This window comes from Calditerricola yamamurae, from assembly GCF_054654135.1.
On the sequence record NZ_BAAIFH010000003.1, the window covers coordinates 95,588 to 108,795 of the forward strand.

Annotated in this window: 13 protein-coding genes; 6 read left to right on the top strand and 7 right to left on the bottom strand. The window is 60.0% G+C overall.

Annotated elements, in window-relative coordinates; translation table 11 throughout:
- Nucleotides 1-5 precede the first annotated feature (5 nt).
- Nucleotides 6-1,226 (top strand): ISL3 family transposase, encoded by a 1,221-nt coding sequence (locus ACYQ0Z_RS00570; protein WP_459863364.1) that lies wholly within the window; start codon nt 6-8, stop codon nt 1,224-1,226.
- A gap of 846 nt (nt 1,227-2,072) precedes the next feature.
- Here ACYQ0Z_RS00570 and lpdA read toward each other — a convergent pair.
- The 4 genes from lpdA to pdhA all read right to left on the bottom strand — a co-directional run bounded on the left by lpdA (nt 2,073) and on the right by pdhA (nt 6,944).
- A complete protein-coding gene (gene lpdA, locus ACYQ0Z_RS00575) occupies nt 2,073-3,485 on the bottom strand; it encodes a dihydrolipoyl dehydrogenase (RefSeq protein ID WP_459863366.1) in 1,413 nt (470 codons plus the stop codon).
- A 2-nt stretch (nt 3,486-3,487) separates the two neighbouring features.
- Nucleotides 3,488-4,816 carry a dihydrolipoamide acetyltransferase family protein gene (locus ACYQ0Z_RS00580; protein ID WP_459863368.1) on the bottom strand — a complete coding sequence of 443 codons (1,329 nt, stop codon included), beginning with the start codon at nt 4,814-4,816 and terminating at the stop codon, nt 3,488-3,490.
- Between the two features lie 61 nt (nt 4,817-4,877).
- Nucleotides 4,878-5,858, bottom strand: a complete 981-nt coding sequence (locus ACYQ0Z_RS00585) for an alpha-ketoacid dehydrogenase subunit beta (RefSeq protein ID WP_459863370.1) — start codon at nt 5,856-5,858, stop codon at nt 4,878-4,880.
- A 3-nt stretch (nt 5,859-5,861) separates the two neighbouring features.
- Complete coding sequence (gene pdhA / locus ACYQ0Z_RS00590; RefSeq protein ID WP_459863372.1) at nt 5,862-6,944, bottom strand: pyruvate dehydrogenase (acetyl-transferring) E1 component subunit alpha; 1,083 nt, start codon at nt 6,942-6,944, stop codon at nt 5,862-5,864.
- Between the two features lie 201 nt (nt 6,945-7,145).
- On the opposite strand from pdhA, the gene lipB reads away from it, so the two are divergent.
- From lipB to ACYQ0Z_RS00610, 4 genes are all read left to right on the top strand, one after another.
- On the top strand, nt 7,146-7,889 hold the full coding sequence (gene lipB, locus ACYQ0Z_RS00595; protein ID WP_459863374.1) for a lipoyl(octanoyl) transferase LipB: 744 nt from the start codon (nt 7,146-7,148) through the stop codon (nt 7,887-7,889).
- Complete coding sequence (locus ACYQ0Z_RS00600) at nt 7,886-8,626, top strand: alpha/beta hydrolase (RefSeq protein WP_459863376.1); 741 nt, start codon at nt 7,886-7,888, stop codon at nt 8,624-8,626. Before lipB ends, ACYQ0Z_RS00600 begins: the two co-directional genes overlap by 4 nt.
- A 204-nt stretch (nt 8,627-8,830) precedes the next feature.
- Nucleotides 8,831-9,148 carry a YbjQ family protein gene (locus tag ACYQ0Z_RS00605; RefSeq protein ID WP_459863378.1) on the top strand — a complete coding sequence of 106 codons (318 nt, stop codon included), beginning with the start codon at nt 8,831-8,833 and terminating at the stop codon, nt 9,146-9,148.
- Between the two features lie 264 nt (nt 9,149-9,412).
- Nucleotides 9,413-10,702 carry a helix-turn-helix domain-containing protein gene (locus tag ACYQ0Z_RS00610; protein ID WP_459863380.1) on the top strand — a complete coding sequence of 430 codons (1,290 nt, stop codon included), beginning with the start codon at nt 9,413-9,415 and terminating at the stop codon, nt 10,700-10,702.
- A 206-nt stretch (nt 10,703-10,908) separates the two neighbouring features.
- On the opposite strand, the gene ACYQ0Z_RS00615 is transcribed toward ACYQ0Z_RS00610, so the two are convergent.
- Complete coding sequence (locus ACYQ0Z_RS00615) at nt 10,909-11,364, bottom strand: YhcN/YlaJ family sporulation lipoprotein (protein ID WP_459863382.1); 456 nt, start codon at nt 11,362-11,364, stop codon at nt 10,909-10,911.
- Between the two features lie 55 nt (nt 11,365-11,419).
- On the opposite strand from ACYQ0Z_RS00615, the gene ACYQ0Z_RS00620 reads away from it, so the two are divergent.
- Complete coding sequence (locus ACYQ0Z_RS00620) at nt 11,420-12,160, top strand: cytochrome c biogenesis CcdA family protein (RefSeq protein ID WP_459863384.1); 741 nt, start codon at nt 11,420-11,422, stop codon at nt 12,158-12,160.
- Here the strand turns inward: ACYQ0Z_RS00620 and ACYQ0Z_RS00625 are convergent, their stop codons facing one another.
- The gene (locus ACYQ0Z_RS00625) at nt 12,161-12,718 is read right to left on the bottom strand and encodes a hypothetical protein (RefSeq protein ID WP_459863387.1); all 558 of its coding nucleotides are present in this window, start codon (nt 12,716-12,718) and stop codon (nt 12,161-12,163) included. It abuts the gene before it with no gap.
- Between the two features lie 192 nt (nt 12,719-12,910).
- Nucleotides 12,911-13,183, bottom strand: a complete 273-nt coding sequence (locus tag ACYQ0Z_RS00630) for a YkuS family protein (RefSeq protein WP_459863389.1) — start codon at nt 13,181-13,183, stop codon at nt 12,911-12,913.
- Nucleotides 13,184-13,208: the final 25 nt, after the last annotated feature.

Sequence of the window (13,208 nt, forward strand, 5' to 3'; positions counted from 1 at the left end):
CGCCTATGAACAAGCTTACCGCAGAAATGTTCGGCTTACAATCGTGGATTGTTTACCGTATCGTGCATCAATCCGATGGTATTCACATCTACGCCGGTCGGCCGCGTAAGGAAGCGCGGTGTCCGGATTGTGGACAGCTGACACGCCGCGTCTACGATCGTGCGCGCGAATGGAAACGGAAGCTGCACACCTGGTGCAACGAGAAACCGGTTTACCTCTGGGTACGTCCCCGGCGCTTCCAGTGCACGGCCTGTCGAAAAGTGTTCACCGAACGCTTTCCTGGTATTCGCCCCTGGGCACGCAGGACCGAACGGGCCGAAGCCCTTTTGCTCCAGCGCCTGAAAGCAGGCAGTTTTCGTCGTGCCGCCCAGGAAAGCGGAACAAGCACCAGCACCTTGCGCCGTCTGCTTTTCCGGTGCGTAGGCCAGCAGGTAAATCTCGAGGAAGCCCTCCGGGATGTTGATGCGTTCGTGCTGAGCATCGATGAACACAGCTATCGTGGCCGTGACATGATGGTTACGGTCACATGCGTGTGGCCAAAACGGTGCCTTTTGGCCATCTTGCCGGATGACCGCATGAAAACACTGGAGCGCTTTTTGCGCCAGCTGCCGGAGACGGTTCGTCAGCGGATTCAGGCCGTGTGCATCGACCTGAAGGATGCTTGGCGTCATGCCGTGAAGCGCGCTTTGCCCGGCGCTGTCATCGTGGCGGATCCGTTTCACGTCATCCAGGACGCGAATCGGCGGGTTGACGAAGCACGGCTTGTGGAACAGCAGGTGACCGGGGTGCGCCTGAGGCGCTGGCCGCTTTTGAAGAACGAGGACGACCTCACCGAACGCCAAGCTGCCCAGCTTGCCGCCATTCGGAAGCATCACAAGAACGTGGCCCACTTTCACTGGGTCAAAGAGCAGCTGCGAGACGTTTACCGTGCTTCCAATCGAGACGAAGCCGCAGCCATCCTGGACCGCGTGATCTTTGAGGCCCAGTCGGCAAGCGATGCCGCGCTCCTGCAGTGGGGACGCACGCTCCGCCGCTGGCGCGAGGCGATTCTGGCTTACCACACCTGGCGTGTTTCGAACGGCTACACGGAGGGCGTGCACACCAAGATCAAGCTGCTCAAACGAATCAGCTACGGCTTCCGTAACCGTGAGATCTATGTGCGAAAGATGCTCCTCGCTTTTATACCCTTGGCTTGGTTGACCTCCCATCCACAGTTATTGACTTAGAGCCTTTGCACTATTGACAAACTACACTATTTTGTTTAAATTGAAAGATAGGGAGGTGAGATATCAGCAAAAGAAAATTATTTGTATTATAAAAGAAAAGTAAAAACTGAAAAATTATCCTTAGAAGAGTTCGTAGAAAAATGTTGGCTCCATGGGGTATGGATAAAGCTACGCAGCAAAAACTCATTAATAAAATTATGAAGGCGTTTTGGAGGAAGTAACTAAGTTAACTTATCCTGATGGTTCAATTAGTGTTACTACGAGAGAAATACCTATTGAAGGCAGTGGAGAAACTGGTGATATTGGTTCTTTAGCTGTAGATACTAGTACTGGAAAAGTGAGCTGTGGAACTGGATATTGTAGACTGGTCCATAAGTATGGTCGGATCTTACTCAGTTACATCTTTTAGAGTAAATAAAGCACAGGAAAATCTTTCTGGTCCTGCTTATGCAACTTTAGAATGGGTGGGAACGTCTCCAGGAGGTTACTATTCGACTACATTTAGGCTAAGATTGCACGTTGGGAATGACAAATATTATTCTTCAGCCAACTACTAGATCCCTTTAGGAGGAATACTTATGGAGATCGGTACTGCCATATATCATGGTATGGGACTTGTAATTCTTGCAGTAACAGTTGTTGTTGTAGGTTTATTAGTTAAAATTCTCTTGATGCTATCCAAAAAATAGTATTGCAATGATCTTCTGCTCAATTATGTCCACAAGCCCCGCGCATCATATACCGCGCGGGCATTTTTTTAAGCCCTCTCTTGCCGCGTGCACACCATGCAACGTGCAAAAATACACAGGCCGGCCTTGCCGTAGCAAGACCGGCTGTGGTTACACGTCACTTGGTCAGTACGTGGATCCCGTGCCCCAGGGCCACCTCGGCCGCTTCCATCATCGTCTCGCCGAGGGTCGGATGGGCGTGGATGGTGAGAGCGATGTCCTCCAGCGTCGCCCCCATCTCGACGGCCAGCGCCGCCTCGGCAATGAGGTCCGACGCCTCGGGGCCAACAATCTGCACACCGAGGACGAGGCCGGATGCCTTGTCGGCCACCACCTTGACAAACCCTTCGGCCTCGAGAAGCGACAGGGCGCGGCCGTTCGCCGCGAAGGGAAACTTGCCCACCGCCACCTCGTAGCCCTGTTCTTTCGCCTCGGCCTCGGTGAGGCCCACGGCGGCGATTTCCGGATCGGAGAAGACCACCGACGGGATCGCCGTGTAATCAACCTCGCTGGACAGGCCGGCGATCGCCTCGGCCGCTACCTTCCCTTCGTAGGAGGCCTTGTGGGCCAGGGCTGGGCCGGCCACAACATCGCCAATGGCGAAGATGTGCGGCACCTTCGTGCGGCCCTGCCGATCAACCGGGATCAGGCCGCGCTCGTCCACGGCAATGCCGATAGCCTCGAGGCCCAGCTCGTCGGTGTTCGGACGGCGCCCGACGGTGACGAGGACGTAGTCGGCCTCCAGCTTCTGCTCCTTGCCGCCGACCTCGACGGTAACGACAACGCCGTCCTCTTTCTCCTCGACGCCCTTGGCCAGGGCCTTCGTCAGCACCTTGACGCCGAGCTTCTTCAGCTTGCGCTCGACGTAGCGGACCAGTTCTCTGTCAAAGGCCGACAGAATAGAATCGAGACCCTCGACGATCGTCACCTGGGACCCGAACTTGGCGTAGGCCGTGCCCAGCTCGACGCCGATGTACCCGCCGCCGATGACGACGAGGCGTTTCGGCACCTCCTCCAGCGACAGGGCTTCCGTGGAGGAGAGGACGCGCTTGCCGAAGGGCAACGTCTTCAGCTCCACCGGTCGCGATCCGGTGGCGATGATGCAGTGGTTGAACCGGTAGCGGTTAGCCTCGTACCCGTTGATGACGCGCACCTCGCGCTCGTTGACGAACAGGGCTTCCCCTTTCACCACCTGAACCTTGTTGCCCTTCAGCAGGCTGGCCACGCCGCCGGTCAGCTTGTCCACCACGCCCTGCTTCCACGCCTGCACCTTGGCAAAGTCCAGGGTGACGTTTTCCGCCACGATGCCCATCTCGCTGCCGCGTTTGACGCGCTCGTAGGTGCTCGCCGCGGAGATGAGGGCTTTGGAGGGGATACAACCGACATTGAGGCAGACGCCGCCCAGCTTGTCCCGCTCCACCAGGGTGACGCTTTTGCCCAGCTGGGCAGCGCGAATGGCCGCCACGTACCCGCCCGGTCCGCCGCCGATGACCAGAACATCCGCCTCGAGCGTGAACTCTCCGACGACCATAATTACACCTCCAGAAGGAGCAGCTCCGGATCGTTCAAGAGCTGCTTGAGGGTGTTGACAAAGTGCTGGGCCATCGCGCCGTCAATCAGGCGATGATCGAAGCTGAGGCACAGGGTCATCACCGGCGCCGCGACGATCTCACCGTCTTTCACCACCGGCTTTTCGGTGATGCGGCCCGTACCGAGGATGGCCACTTCCGGATGGTTGATGATCGGCGTGAAGAACATGCCGCCGGCGAAGCCGATGTTCGTGATCGTAAACGTGCTCCCCTTCATCTCCTGCGGTGCAAGCTTCCCTTCGCGCGCCCGCGTGGCAAGGTCACGCAGCTCCTGGGCCAGCGTCCAGATGTTCTTCCGGTCGGCATCGCGGATGACCGGCACGACAAGGCCGCGCTCGGTGTCGGTGGCGATGCCGATGTCGTAGTACTTCTTGTAGACGATTTCCTGCTTTTCGTCGTCGATGGAGGCGTTCAGCGCCGGGAACTGCTTGAGTGCGGCCACGGCCGCCTTGATGATGAACGGCATGTACGTAAGTTTGATGCCCTTCGCTTCGCCGATAACCTTGGCCCGCTCCCGCAGCGCGACGAGTTTGGACACCTCTACCTCGTCCATCACCGTCACGTGGGGTGCGGTGTACATGGACTTGACCATGGCCTCGGCGATCACCTTGCGGATGCCCTTGAGCGGCACGCGTTCTTCGACGCGCTCGCCCGCTGCCGCCACCGTCGCCGGAGCCGGCTGTTGGACGGCCTCGCGCTCGGGCGTCGCCTCGGCCGCCTGGGCCGGTTGCGCCGCCAGTGCCGGTTGTGCCCCGCCTTCGAGATAGCGGAGGATGTCCTCCTTCGTCACGCGGCCGTTCGGCCCCGTCCCGGGCACCAGGCGGATGTCCACGCCTTTTTCACGGGCAAACTTGCGCACCGCCGGCGTGGCCAGCACGCGCTTGCGCCCGCCCGCTTCTGCCGCGGGAGCCGGCGCCGCTTCCGTTTGGGCTACCGCCTGGGCCACCTGCTGTCCGACGTCGCAGCTCGCTCCGCCGGTCGCGTCCGCCTTGGGCGCCTCTTGGCCGGCCTCCGCCGCTTCCGGCGCGGCGCCTTCCGTCTCGAACACGACGAGCACATCGCCGACGACGGCCACCGTCCCCTCCGGCACCTTGATCTCCTTCACTTTGCCCGTCACCGGGCTGGGGATTTCCACCACAGCCTTGTCGTTTTGCACCTCGAGAATAACCTGGTCCTCCTCGACGGTGTCGCCTTCCTTGATGTGCCACTTGACGATCTCGCCTTCGTGGATGCCTTCCCCGATGTCCGGAAGCTTAAAGTGAAACTCGGCCAAGCGGACCCCCTCCTCTGGCGTTCAGATCCCTCGAGCTTCCACTGCTTCTTAATGTTAAATGTTAGAAGTCAAGCACCTTGTTGATGCCTTCCGCTACGCGGGCCGGATCGGGCAACCACGCGTCCTCGATGGCCGCGAACGGATACACCGTATCCGGCGCCGTCACCCGTACCACCGGCGCCTCCAGGGAAAGGAGCGCCTTCTCGTTGATCCGCGCGATCACTTCCGCCGCCACGCCGGATTGTTTCTGGGCCTCCTGCACGACAACGGCGCGTCCCGTCTTTTCCACCGAGCGGATGATCGTCTCCTCGTCCAGCGGGTTGATCGTGCGCAGGTCGATCACTTCCACCTTCGCCCCGCGCGTCTTCTCGATCTCGTCGGCCGCCTTGAGGGCCGTGTGCACCATCGCGCCATAGGCGATCACGGTAACGTCGGTCCCCTCGCGCACCACGTTGGCTTTCCCGAGGGGGATCGTGTACGCCTCCTCCGGCACTTCTTGGCGGAAGGAGCGGTACAGCTTCATGTGCTCGAGGAAGATGACCGGATCGTTGTCGCGGATGGCCGAAATGAGGAGCCCCTTTGCGTCGTACGGGTTGGACGGGATGACCACCTTCACCCCGGGCGTCTGGAGGAAGAGCCCCTCGAGGCTATCGGCGTGCAGCTCCGGCGTCTTCACGCCGCCGCCGAAGGGCGAGCGAAACACGATCGGCGCCTGGTAGCGGCCACCGGAGCGGTAGCGCATCCGCGCCGCCTGCGAGGCAATGGCGTCGAAACACTCAAACACGAAACCGAAGAACTGGATCTCTGCAACCGGCCGGAAGCCCTGCACCGCGAGGCCAACCGCCAGCCCGGCAATGGCCGACTCGGCCAGCGGCGTATCAAATACACGTTCTTCGCCAAACTGCTTCTGCAATCCTTCCGTGGCACGGAAAACCCCGCCGTTAACCCCGACGTCCTCGCCGAAGACCAGCACCGACGGGTCGCGCTCCAGTTCGAGACGCAGCGCGTCGGTAATCGCCTGGATCATCGTCAATTGCGCCATCCCTTATCGCCCCTCCCGTTCCGCGAACTCCGCCTTCTGCTCGTTCAGGTGCGGCGGCAGTGTCTCGTACATCGCGTCGATCAGGTCGGTAACCTTCTGCTTCGGCATCCATTCGTCGGCCTTCTTGATCGCGTCGGCAACCGCCTGCTTGGCCTCCTCGATGACGCGGTTTTCGTCCTCTTCGCCCCACAGCCCCTTCTCTTCCAGGAAACGGCGGAAACGGATCAGCGGATCCTTCTGCTCCCACTCGCTAAACTCCTCGTTCGTGCGATAGCGCGTCGGGTCGTCCCCGGCCATCGTGTGCGGACCGTAGCGGTAGGTCAGCGCCTCGATAAACGTGGCTCCCTCGCCATTGCGCGCCCGCTCGGCCGCCTCCTTCGTCACCCGGTAGACGGCCAGCACGTCCATGCCGTCAACGCGCACACCGCGGATGCCGGCGGCAACCGCCTTTTGTGCCAGCGTCGGCGTCGCCGTCTGCTTGTGCAGCGGCACCGAAATGGCGTACCGGTTGTTTTGGCAGAAGAAGATGGCCGGAACGCGGTAGACGCCCGCAAAGTTCATCCCTTCGTAGAAGTCGCCCTGCGACGTGGCCCCGTCGCCGAAGTAGCAGATGGCCACCCGCTTTTCGCCGCGCAGCTTGAAGGCCATGGCCACACCAACGGTCTGCGTGCACTGCGCCGCAATGATGATCTGCGGCATCAGCACGTGAACATCTTCCGGAATCTGCCCGCCGTGAATGTGGCCGCGGGAATAGAGGAACGCTTGATAGAGCGGAAGACCGTGCCACACCATTTGCGGGATGTCGCGGTAGCTGGGCAGGATAAAATCGTCCTTGTTGAGGGCAAACTCGCTGCCGATCATCGACGCTTCCTGACCCGCAACCGGCGCGTAGAACCCGAGGCGCCCCTGGCGGTTCAGGCTGATGGCCCGCTGATCCCAGATGCGCGTGAACACCATCCGGCGCATCAGCTCGCGGAGCTGGTCGTCGGACAAGTCGGGCATCAGATCCGGATTGACCACCGTGCCGTCCGGCGCCAGGATCTGCACCGTTTCAAACTCGGGACGCTCTTTCGTCGCCATGCTCATCGCCTTCACCCCTGAATGGAGATTCAGTCTGTGTTATACAATACAGTCGTCCTGTTATGGTATAACACCGAGCTCCGCCCGAATCAGGAAAAAGCATTTATTTTCTTAGCGTTCTCCCCTATTATAAAAGTTGGCGTAAGCCATTTCAATAGCGCCCTGTATCAAACAGGAAATTCGATCTGTTTCACTGAGGTGATGGCCATGTCACCCCTTCGCGTGGAAGACTGGGGGCTCATCGACTACCAGGAAGCGTGGGACCGCCAAAAACGCCTCATCGCCGAATTGGACGAGGGCCGCTCGCCCAACGTGCTCGCGCTTCTGGAGCACCCGCACACCTACACCCTAGGCCGCGGCGGCACCTACGAGCACCTGCTGGCCCCGCAGGACGAACTGGCCAAGCGCGGAATCCGCGTCTACGAAATCGACCGCGGCGGCGACATCACCTACCACGGCCCCGACCAGCTGGTCGGCTACCCGCTGCTCCGTTTGTGCGGCCACCGCGCCGACCCGCGCCGCTACCTGCGTGACTTGGAAGAGGTGCTCATCCGCACCTTGGGAGACTTTGGCATCGACGCCGGACGGAAAGCGCCGTATACCGGGGTGTGGGTCGGTGATGAAAAGGTGGCCGCCATCGGAGTGAAGTTTACCCGTGCGCGCCGCCACCGGGGATGCATCATCACCAGCCACGGATTTGCGCTGAACGTCAACACCGACTTGCGGTATTTCAACCTCATTATTCCCTGCGGTATCCGCGAATATGGCGTGACGTCCATGGAACGGCTGTTGGGGAAACGGGTGGCGATGGCGGACGTGAAGGAGCGGGTTGTCCACCATTTTCGCGCCGTCTTTTCGGACGTAGCGGAAGGCGACCCGGACAAGCCGGCCTACGCGGAAGGACTGCCATCGGTCGCGCCCGGTCCCGCCTCCGAGGTGAGGCCGTCGTGAGCAATCCGTACCTGAAGCGCACCATCCACCGCCACAACCTGGCCAGCCCGCACCTGGACCACGAGCGGGAGATCCTGGTCTATCTCCCGCCGGGGTACGACGAAGGGCAGACGTACCCGGTGGTGTACTGCCAAGACGGACGCGAATTCTTCAACTTCGGACGCATCGCCACGATTGCGAACAAACTCATCCTCGACGAAGGGATGGAACCCATCCTGATCGTCGGCGTCACCGTCGACATCAAGCGTCGCACGGCCGAGTACGCCATCACCGGCGACCGCAACCCGGCCTACACACGCTTTTTCGTCGACACGCTCGTCCCTTTCATTGAAGCACACTATCCCGCACGCCGTACCCCCCAAGCACGCGTCCTGGCCGGAGACTCCCTGGGAGCCAGTGTCTCCCTTCAGCTGGCCCTGGAACATCCGGACCGGTTCCGCCGCGTGCTGTCCCTCTCCGGCGCCTTCTACCCGAAACTCCAGGAACGCATTGCCGCATCCGGCGACCTCTCCGGCTATGACATCTTCATGTGCGTCGGCACGGCGGAGACAGCGGTGGAAACCCACATCGGCCCCGTCGACTTTGTGGCCATCAACCGCCAGGCGCGGGACCTCCTGAGGCAAAAAGGCGCTGCCGTTACCTACCGCGAGGCCGAGGGGACGCATGTGTGGGGCTTCTGGCAAACGATGCTCCCTGACGCCTTGCGCCACTTTTTCCACACTTCCCGGACAGGCTAAGGCCATTTGGATCCTCGATCGCGACACCAAAACACCCCTTCCGGGCACCTCCGGAAGGGGTGATGCATTCTGAAACCGGTTCGGCCCCTACAATTTCTTGCACATCGTCCACCGGGGACGAGCGTGAAAAAGCCGGCTCAGCCGATTGCCGGGCGCTATCGGGTACGCTATGGTTAAGGTAACGATGGGAAAGGAGGGAATCCCGTGATCCTCACCACGACACCCAATGTGGAAGGCAAGCGGATCGTGGCGTACCTCGGCGTCGTAACCGGGGAAACAATTATGGGTGCCAATGTGGTGCGCGATTTCTTGGCCAGCATCACCGACATCATCGGCGGGCGCAGCGGGGCATATGAAAGCAAGTTGGCAGAGGGGCGGCAGCTGGCGTTGAACGAGATGGCGGAACGCGCCCGCCGGCTGGGCGCTGATGCGGTGGTAGGCATCGATCTCGATTTTGAGACGATGCGCGACGGCATGATGGTCGTTGTGGCGACGGGAACGGCAGTCAAACTAGCTGATTGAGACGATTTCAGCACACCATCCCCCTTCCGAATGAAGGGGGTGTTTTTATCGCCTCGGCATGACGAGAATGGCCTCAGCCTGTCCGGTACATCTCTGTCCGGATTTTCTTGCGCTTTTGCCATAATGTTGTGAATGGTATGGTCTAAACCATCAATTTCTGGTATAGTATGAAGTAACCCCCCTCCTCGTTGCAAAACGCAAAACCACCGGACCGCGCTTCCGATCGCCCAATCGATGGAACTTTGCCCTCGGGGAGGGACCCCCATGAACGCAGGCCGTCGTTTGCGCATTCTCCGCCGCATGCGCGGCTGGACCCAAGAGGAGTTGGCCAGCGGGATCGCTTCCATCGCGCATTTGAGCAACATGGAAAACGGGAAAAGCGAAATTTCGGATTACTACATTTCAAAATTTGCGTCGAAACTGGGGGTTTCCCCGGAATTCCTGCGCGGGGACGACCCGCCGAGCCTAACGGAAGCATACGATGAGGTGATTCCCGAGTTCAACGAGGCGTTGATCCTCTACAATCTGCAGACGGCCGATGCGCTCCGGCCCCGGGTGGAAGCCCTCGCCGAACAGATTGCCAACATCGACAAGAAAGTCAACGCCTACCGGCTGATGGCGACGTACCACATCCGCCGGCGAAAGCTGGAGGACGCCAAAACCTGGCTGGAAAAAATGGACTGGTGGATCGACGAGGGCATCTCGCTCTACACCAAAATGCTGGCGCTGCGCACGAAGGGCACGTACGCATTTTACCGGGGCGACTACATCACCGCATACGACTATTTCTGTGCGGCGCTCGAGATCACCCACCACCTGCCCATCGATGTGGAGGTCGCTTATGTCCACTACAACATGGCCTCGGTATTGGACCGCATGAAAAAGGACAATCGCGAAATCCTTTACTACTGGACCAAGTTTTACGAAATCGCCCAGTTGCTCGGCCGCTGGTACGAGATGGGCGTGGCACAACTGGCGCTGGCCGTCATTCATATGCGTTACCGGGATTTGCTCGCCTGCGAAACCTGCCTGCGAGCGGCCCAGCAAATCCTTTCGCGCTTTGAAAGCCCTTATCTTCAAGGCTATCTCCATTTCAACATGGGAAGCCTCTTGATTAAAAAGAACATGCACGAGCAGGGAGTGGCCAAATACCGGGAAGCGATCAAAATCTTGCAACAACACGGTTACGAAATCGACAGCTTGCGGATTTACCTGGCCTTGGCCCAACATTACCAGGAAATCGGCGATGTTCTGAATTTGCGAAATTCCACGAAAGAAGGAATCCGCCTGGCGAAGCAACTCAACCTCCTGTTGGAGCAATACGATTTACAAGTCTACCTCGCCATGGCCGAACAGGCTCTCGGAAACGACGACCGGACCCAGAAACTCCTCCAGGAAGCGTTAGCCTTTTACGCGCAACACAACTACCGGGAACAGGCCGCTCAAACGGCCGAAAAAATAGGCGACCTGTTCCACGGTAAAAGGAAATACAAGGAAGCCGCAAAATACTATAAACTTGCAACAACCTTCCAGAAAGGAGGAACGGTGGAATGAAGACGTTTTGGAAAGTCCTGTTCTTGACCGCCGTGTTCTCGGTCCTGGTTGCCGGCGTCTGCTCGGCCAGGGAGATCATCGGCGCTTTCCAGATCCCCCTCGAAGCGGTCAAATAAGCGAATCTGCGTTCACAACATGGGAATGGAAACTCAAAAGCGGGGTGGCGCGTCGCCACCCCATTTGTTATGGGCCAACGCGGTTCTACGCTACCCCTTCATGTCCTCGTTGATCTTTTCAACGCGCTGCTTGGCTTGACGAAACCCCATCTCGCCCCGGTTGACTTTGGCCTTTAGTTTTTCCAGTTCCCAAAACAGTTTCTTGTCGGTTGTGACGTGGATCTCATGGTTGGGGAAGGCCGCCTTGAGCCGATGATGCACGTCTTGGCGAATGCCCTTGAGGCGAAAGCGTTGAAACCCCGAGACCTTGGCCGCGATGCTGATTTGCCGGTCCACCACGACGGACACCGCCTGGTCGACGCCGCGCACGCCTTCGGCAATTGCCTCGGCCCGTTCGGCCGCCCGGCGGTCAAAGGCCGGTTCCCGTGGCACTGCTTGTGCGGTTACTTGCCCCTGACCCTGCTTCGCGGCGTTCTGCTTGGGGACCATGTCGCCACATCCGGCCAACAAGCACACGCTGACGGCGAGCAAGAGCAAGGCGCGCACCCCATCATCCTCCCTTCGTAGAACTGCAACCCAGCCACAAACGAACTGTGCTATGATGGAAAGGAAACGACCGGAGGTGAGTCGGTTGCAAGCGGATGTCACGCTCGTATTGGCCTTTGGCGCGGGGTTTTTGTCGTTTCTCTCCCCGTGCTGTCTCCCGCTCTATCCGTCCTACCTCTCGTACATCACCGGCATTTCCGGCGCACAGATCCGTGAAGATCTTGCCCTGTTTCGCCGTGGGGCCATCTTGCACACACTGTTTTTCATGCTCGGCTTCTCGGTGATTTTCTTTGCCCTTGGGCTATCGGCAACGGCGCTGGGGAGTTTGTTCAGCCGTTACCAAGACTTGATCCGGCAACTGGGTGGCCTGTTGATCGTGACCATGGGGCTCTTCCTGCTGGGTGTGCTTCCCCTCAAATGGCTGTACCGGGAAAAGCGCTGGGAACCCGCCAGACGCTCGGCCGGCTATGTGGGGTCCTTCCTGGTGGGCATCTCCTTTGCTGCCGGATGGACGCCCTGCATCGGACCGATTTTGACGGCCATCCTGACGCTGTCGGCAGCCAACCCGGCCAAAGGCGTGCCCCTCATTACGGCGTACATCGCCGGATTTGCCCTGCCGTTCTTCATCATGTCCTTTTTCCTCGGGCGGCTGCGCATCCTTGCGCGCATCAGTGAACCGTTGATGAAAGTGGGGGGCGCGGTCATGATCGTGATGGGCATCCTCCTCTACACCAACCAGCTGTCGCGCATCACGATCTGGCTCATCGATTTGTACGGCGGATTTACCGGCTTCTGATCAGTCGGGGCCCATGCGCTCGCCCCGCGTGTCATACTCCACTTCCGTCCGGAGCGGCATCCAGCCCGTCTGGTACGTGTGATACAGCTCGTGAACCAGCATGACGGCCTCGTCCGCCGCGCCGGCCAGTTCCGCAGCCAGTTTCCCGATAGGTTCGCGACGCTCGTCCAGAGAATCGAGAAGGTTGCGCAGCAGTGTGGTTGCCAGCCCGAGCTGTTCCACGACTTCGCTCAGTCCGTTGTCGAGAAGCCGGGCTTCCCGGTGAGCTGTCCCGTCGGAAGGACGCGCATCCGCCGACTGCAGGGAAACGGTGTGGAAGGAGGAAAGCAGCGCCTCGCGCGCCGCGCGGGGCAAGCGGTCCAACATGGCCCCCACCCTGTCCAACTGCTCCTGGCTGCGGGCCACCAGGTCGGCCACGCGCGACAGCGTCTCGTGCCCAGCAGCGGCCTCCCCGTAGAAGGGCAGCGGGGGAAGCTGGCGAAGTTGGGCAGCAATGTCCCGCAACCGTTCGGAGAGCCGTCGGCAGTCGAGGACAAAGCGCCGAGTGTGTTCGGTCATGGCTGTCGCTCCCCGTCAAGATGTGCGTTCCAAATCTCTACTTGATAATCTCCCCCATCCCCCTCCCCATTATGTCCCCAGAATGGGGCCGCACCATCGGCATGCCGCCCGCCGGCCGACAACAAAAGCCCCTGGGACCATGTGCTCCCAGGGGCTTTCGCTTCTGCCTGCCTTGTACCGAGCGAGCGCCACTCACCCGACGGTGTCGGATCCGTTCTCCTGCCCGCGCCCGATGCGCTCCCGTACGACTTGTACCACCTCTTCCGCGGTCAAGCCGTGGGCGTTGATGACCGACGCGTCGGTCTGCCAGTCCGTCATGCCCATCACGTTGGGGTCTTGGCCTGAAAGGACAACGGCGTCCACCTGCGTCAACACGTCCTCTCGCAGCGGAACGACCTCAAACCCGCCGGCACGCAGCGCTTGCCCCACATGAGTCAGGGTCTCTTCGACGGCAACTCGCCGCATTACACGACACCTCCTTCACAGCGCC

Bases quoted from the DNA above. Each gene is read 5' to 3' on its own strand.
- pdhA (WP_459863372.1), bottom strand. From the start codon at position 6,944: ATGAGCATGGCGACGAAAGAGCGTCCCGAGTTTGAAACGGTGCAGATC.
- ACYQ0Z_RS00570 (WP_459863364.1), top strand. From the start codon at position 6: ATGAACAAGCTTACCGCAGAAATGTTCGGCTTACAATCGTGGATTGTT.
- ACYQ0Z_RS00630 (WP_459863389.1), bottom strand. From the start codon at position 13,183: ATGCGGCGAGTTGCCGTCGAAGAGACCCTGACTCATGTGGGGCAAGCG.
- ACYQ0Z_RS00585 (WP_459863370.1), bottom strand. From the start codon at position 5,858: ATGGCGCAATTGACGATGATCCAGGCGATTACCGACGCGCTGCGTCTC.
- lipB (WP_459863374.1), top strand. From the start codon at position 7,146: ATGTCACCCCTTCGCGTGGAAGACTGGGGGCTCATCGACTACCAGGAA.
- ACYQ0Z_RS00620 (WP_459863384.1), top strand. From the start codon at position 11,420: ATGGAAAGGAAACGACCGGAGGTGAGTCGGTTGCAAGCGGATGTCACG.
- ACYQ0Z_RS00625 (WP_459863387.1), bottom strand. From the start codon at position 12,718: ATGACCGAACACACTCGGCGCTTTGTCCTCGACTGCCGACGGCTCTCC.
- lpdA (WP_459863366.1), bottom strand. From the start codon at position 3,485: ATGGTCGTCGGAGAGTTCACGCTCGAGGCGGATGTTCTGGTCATCGGC.
- ACYQ0Z_RS00610 (WP_459863380.1), top strand. From the start codon at position 9,413: ATGAACGCAGGCCGTCGTTTGCGCATTCTCCGCCGCATGCGCGGCTGG.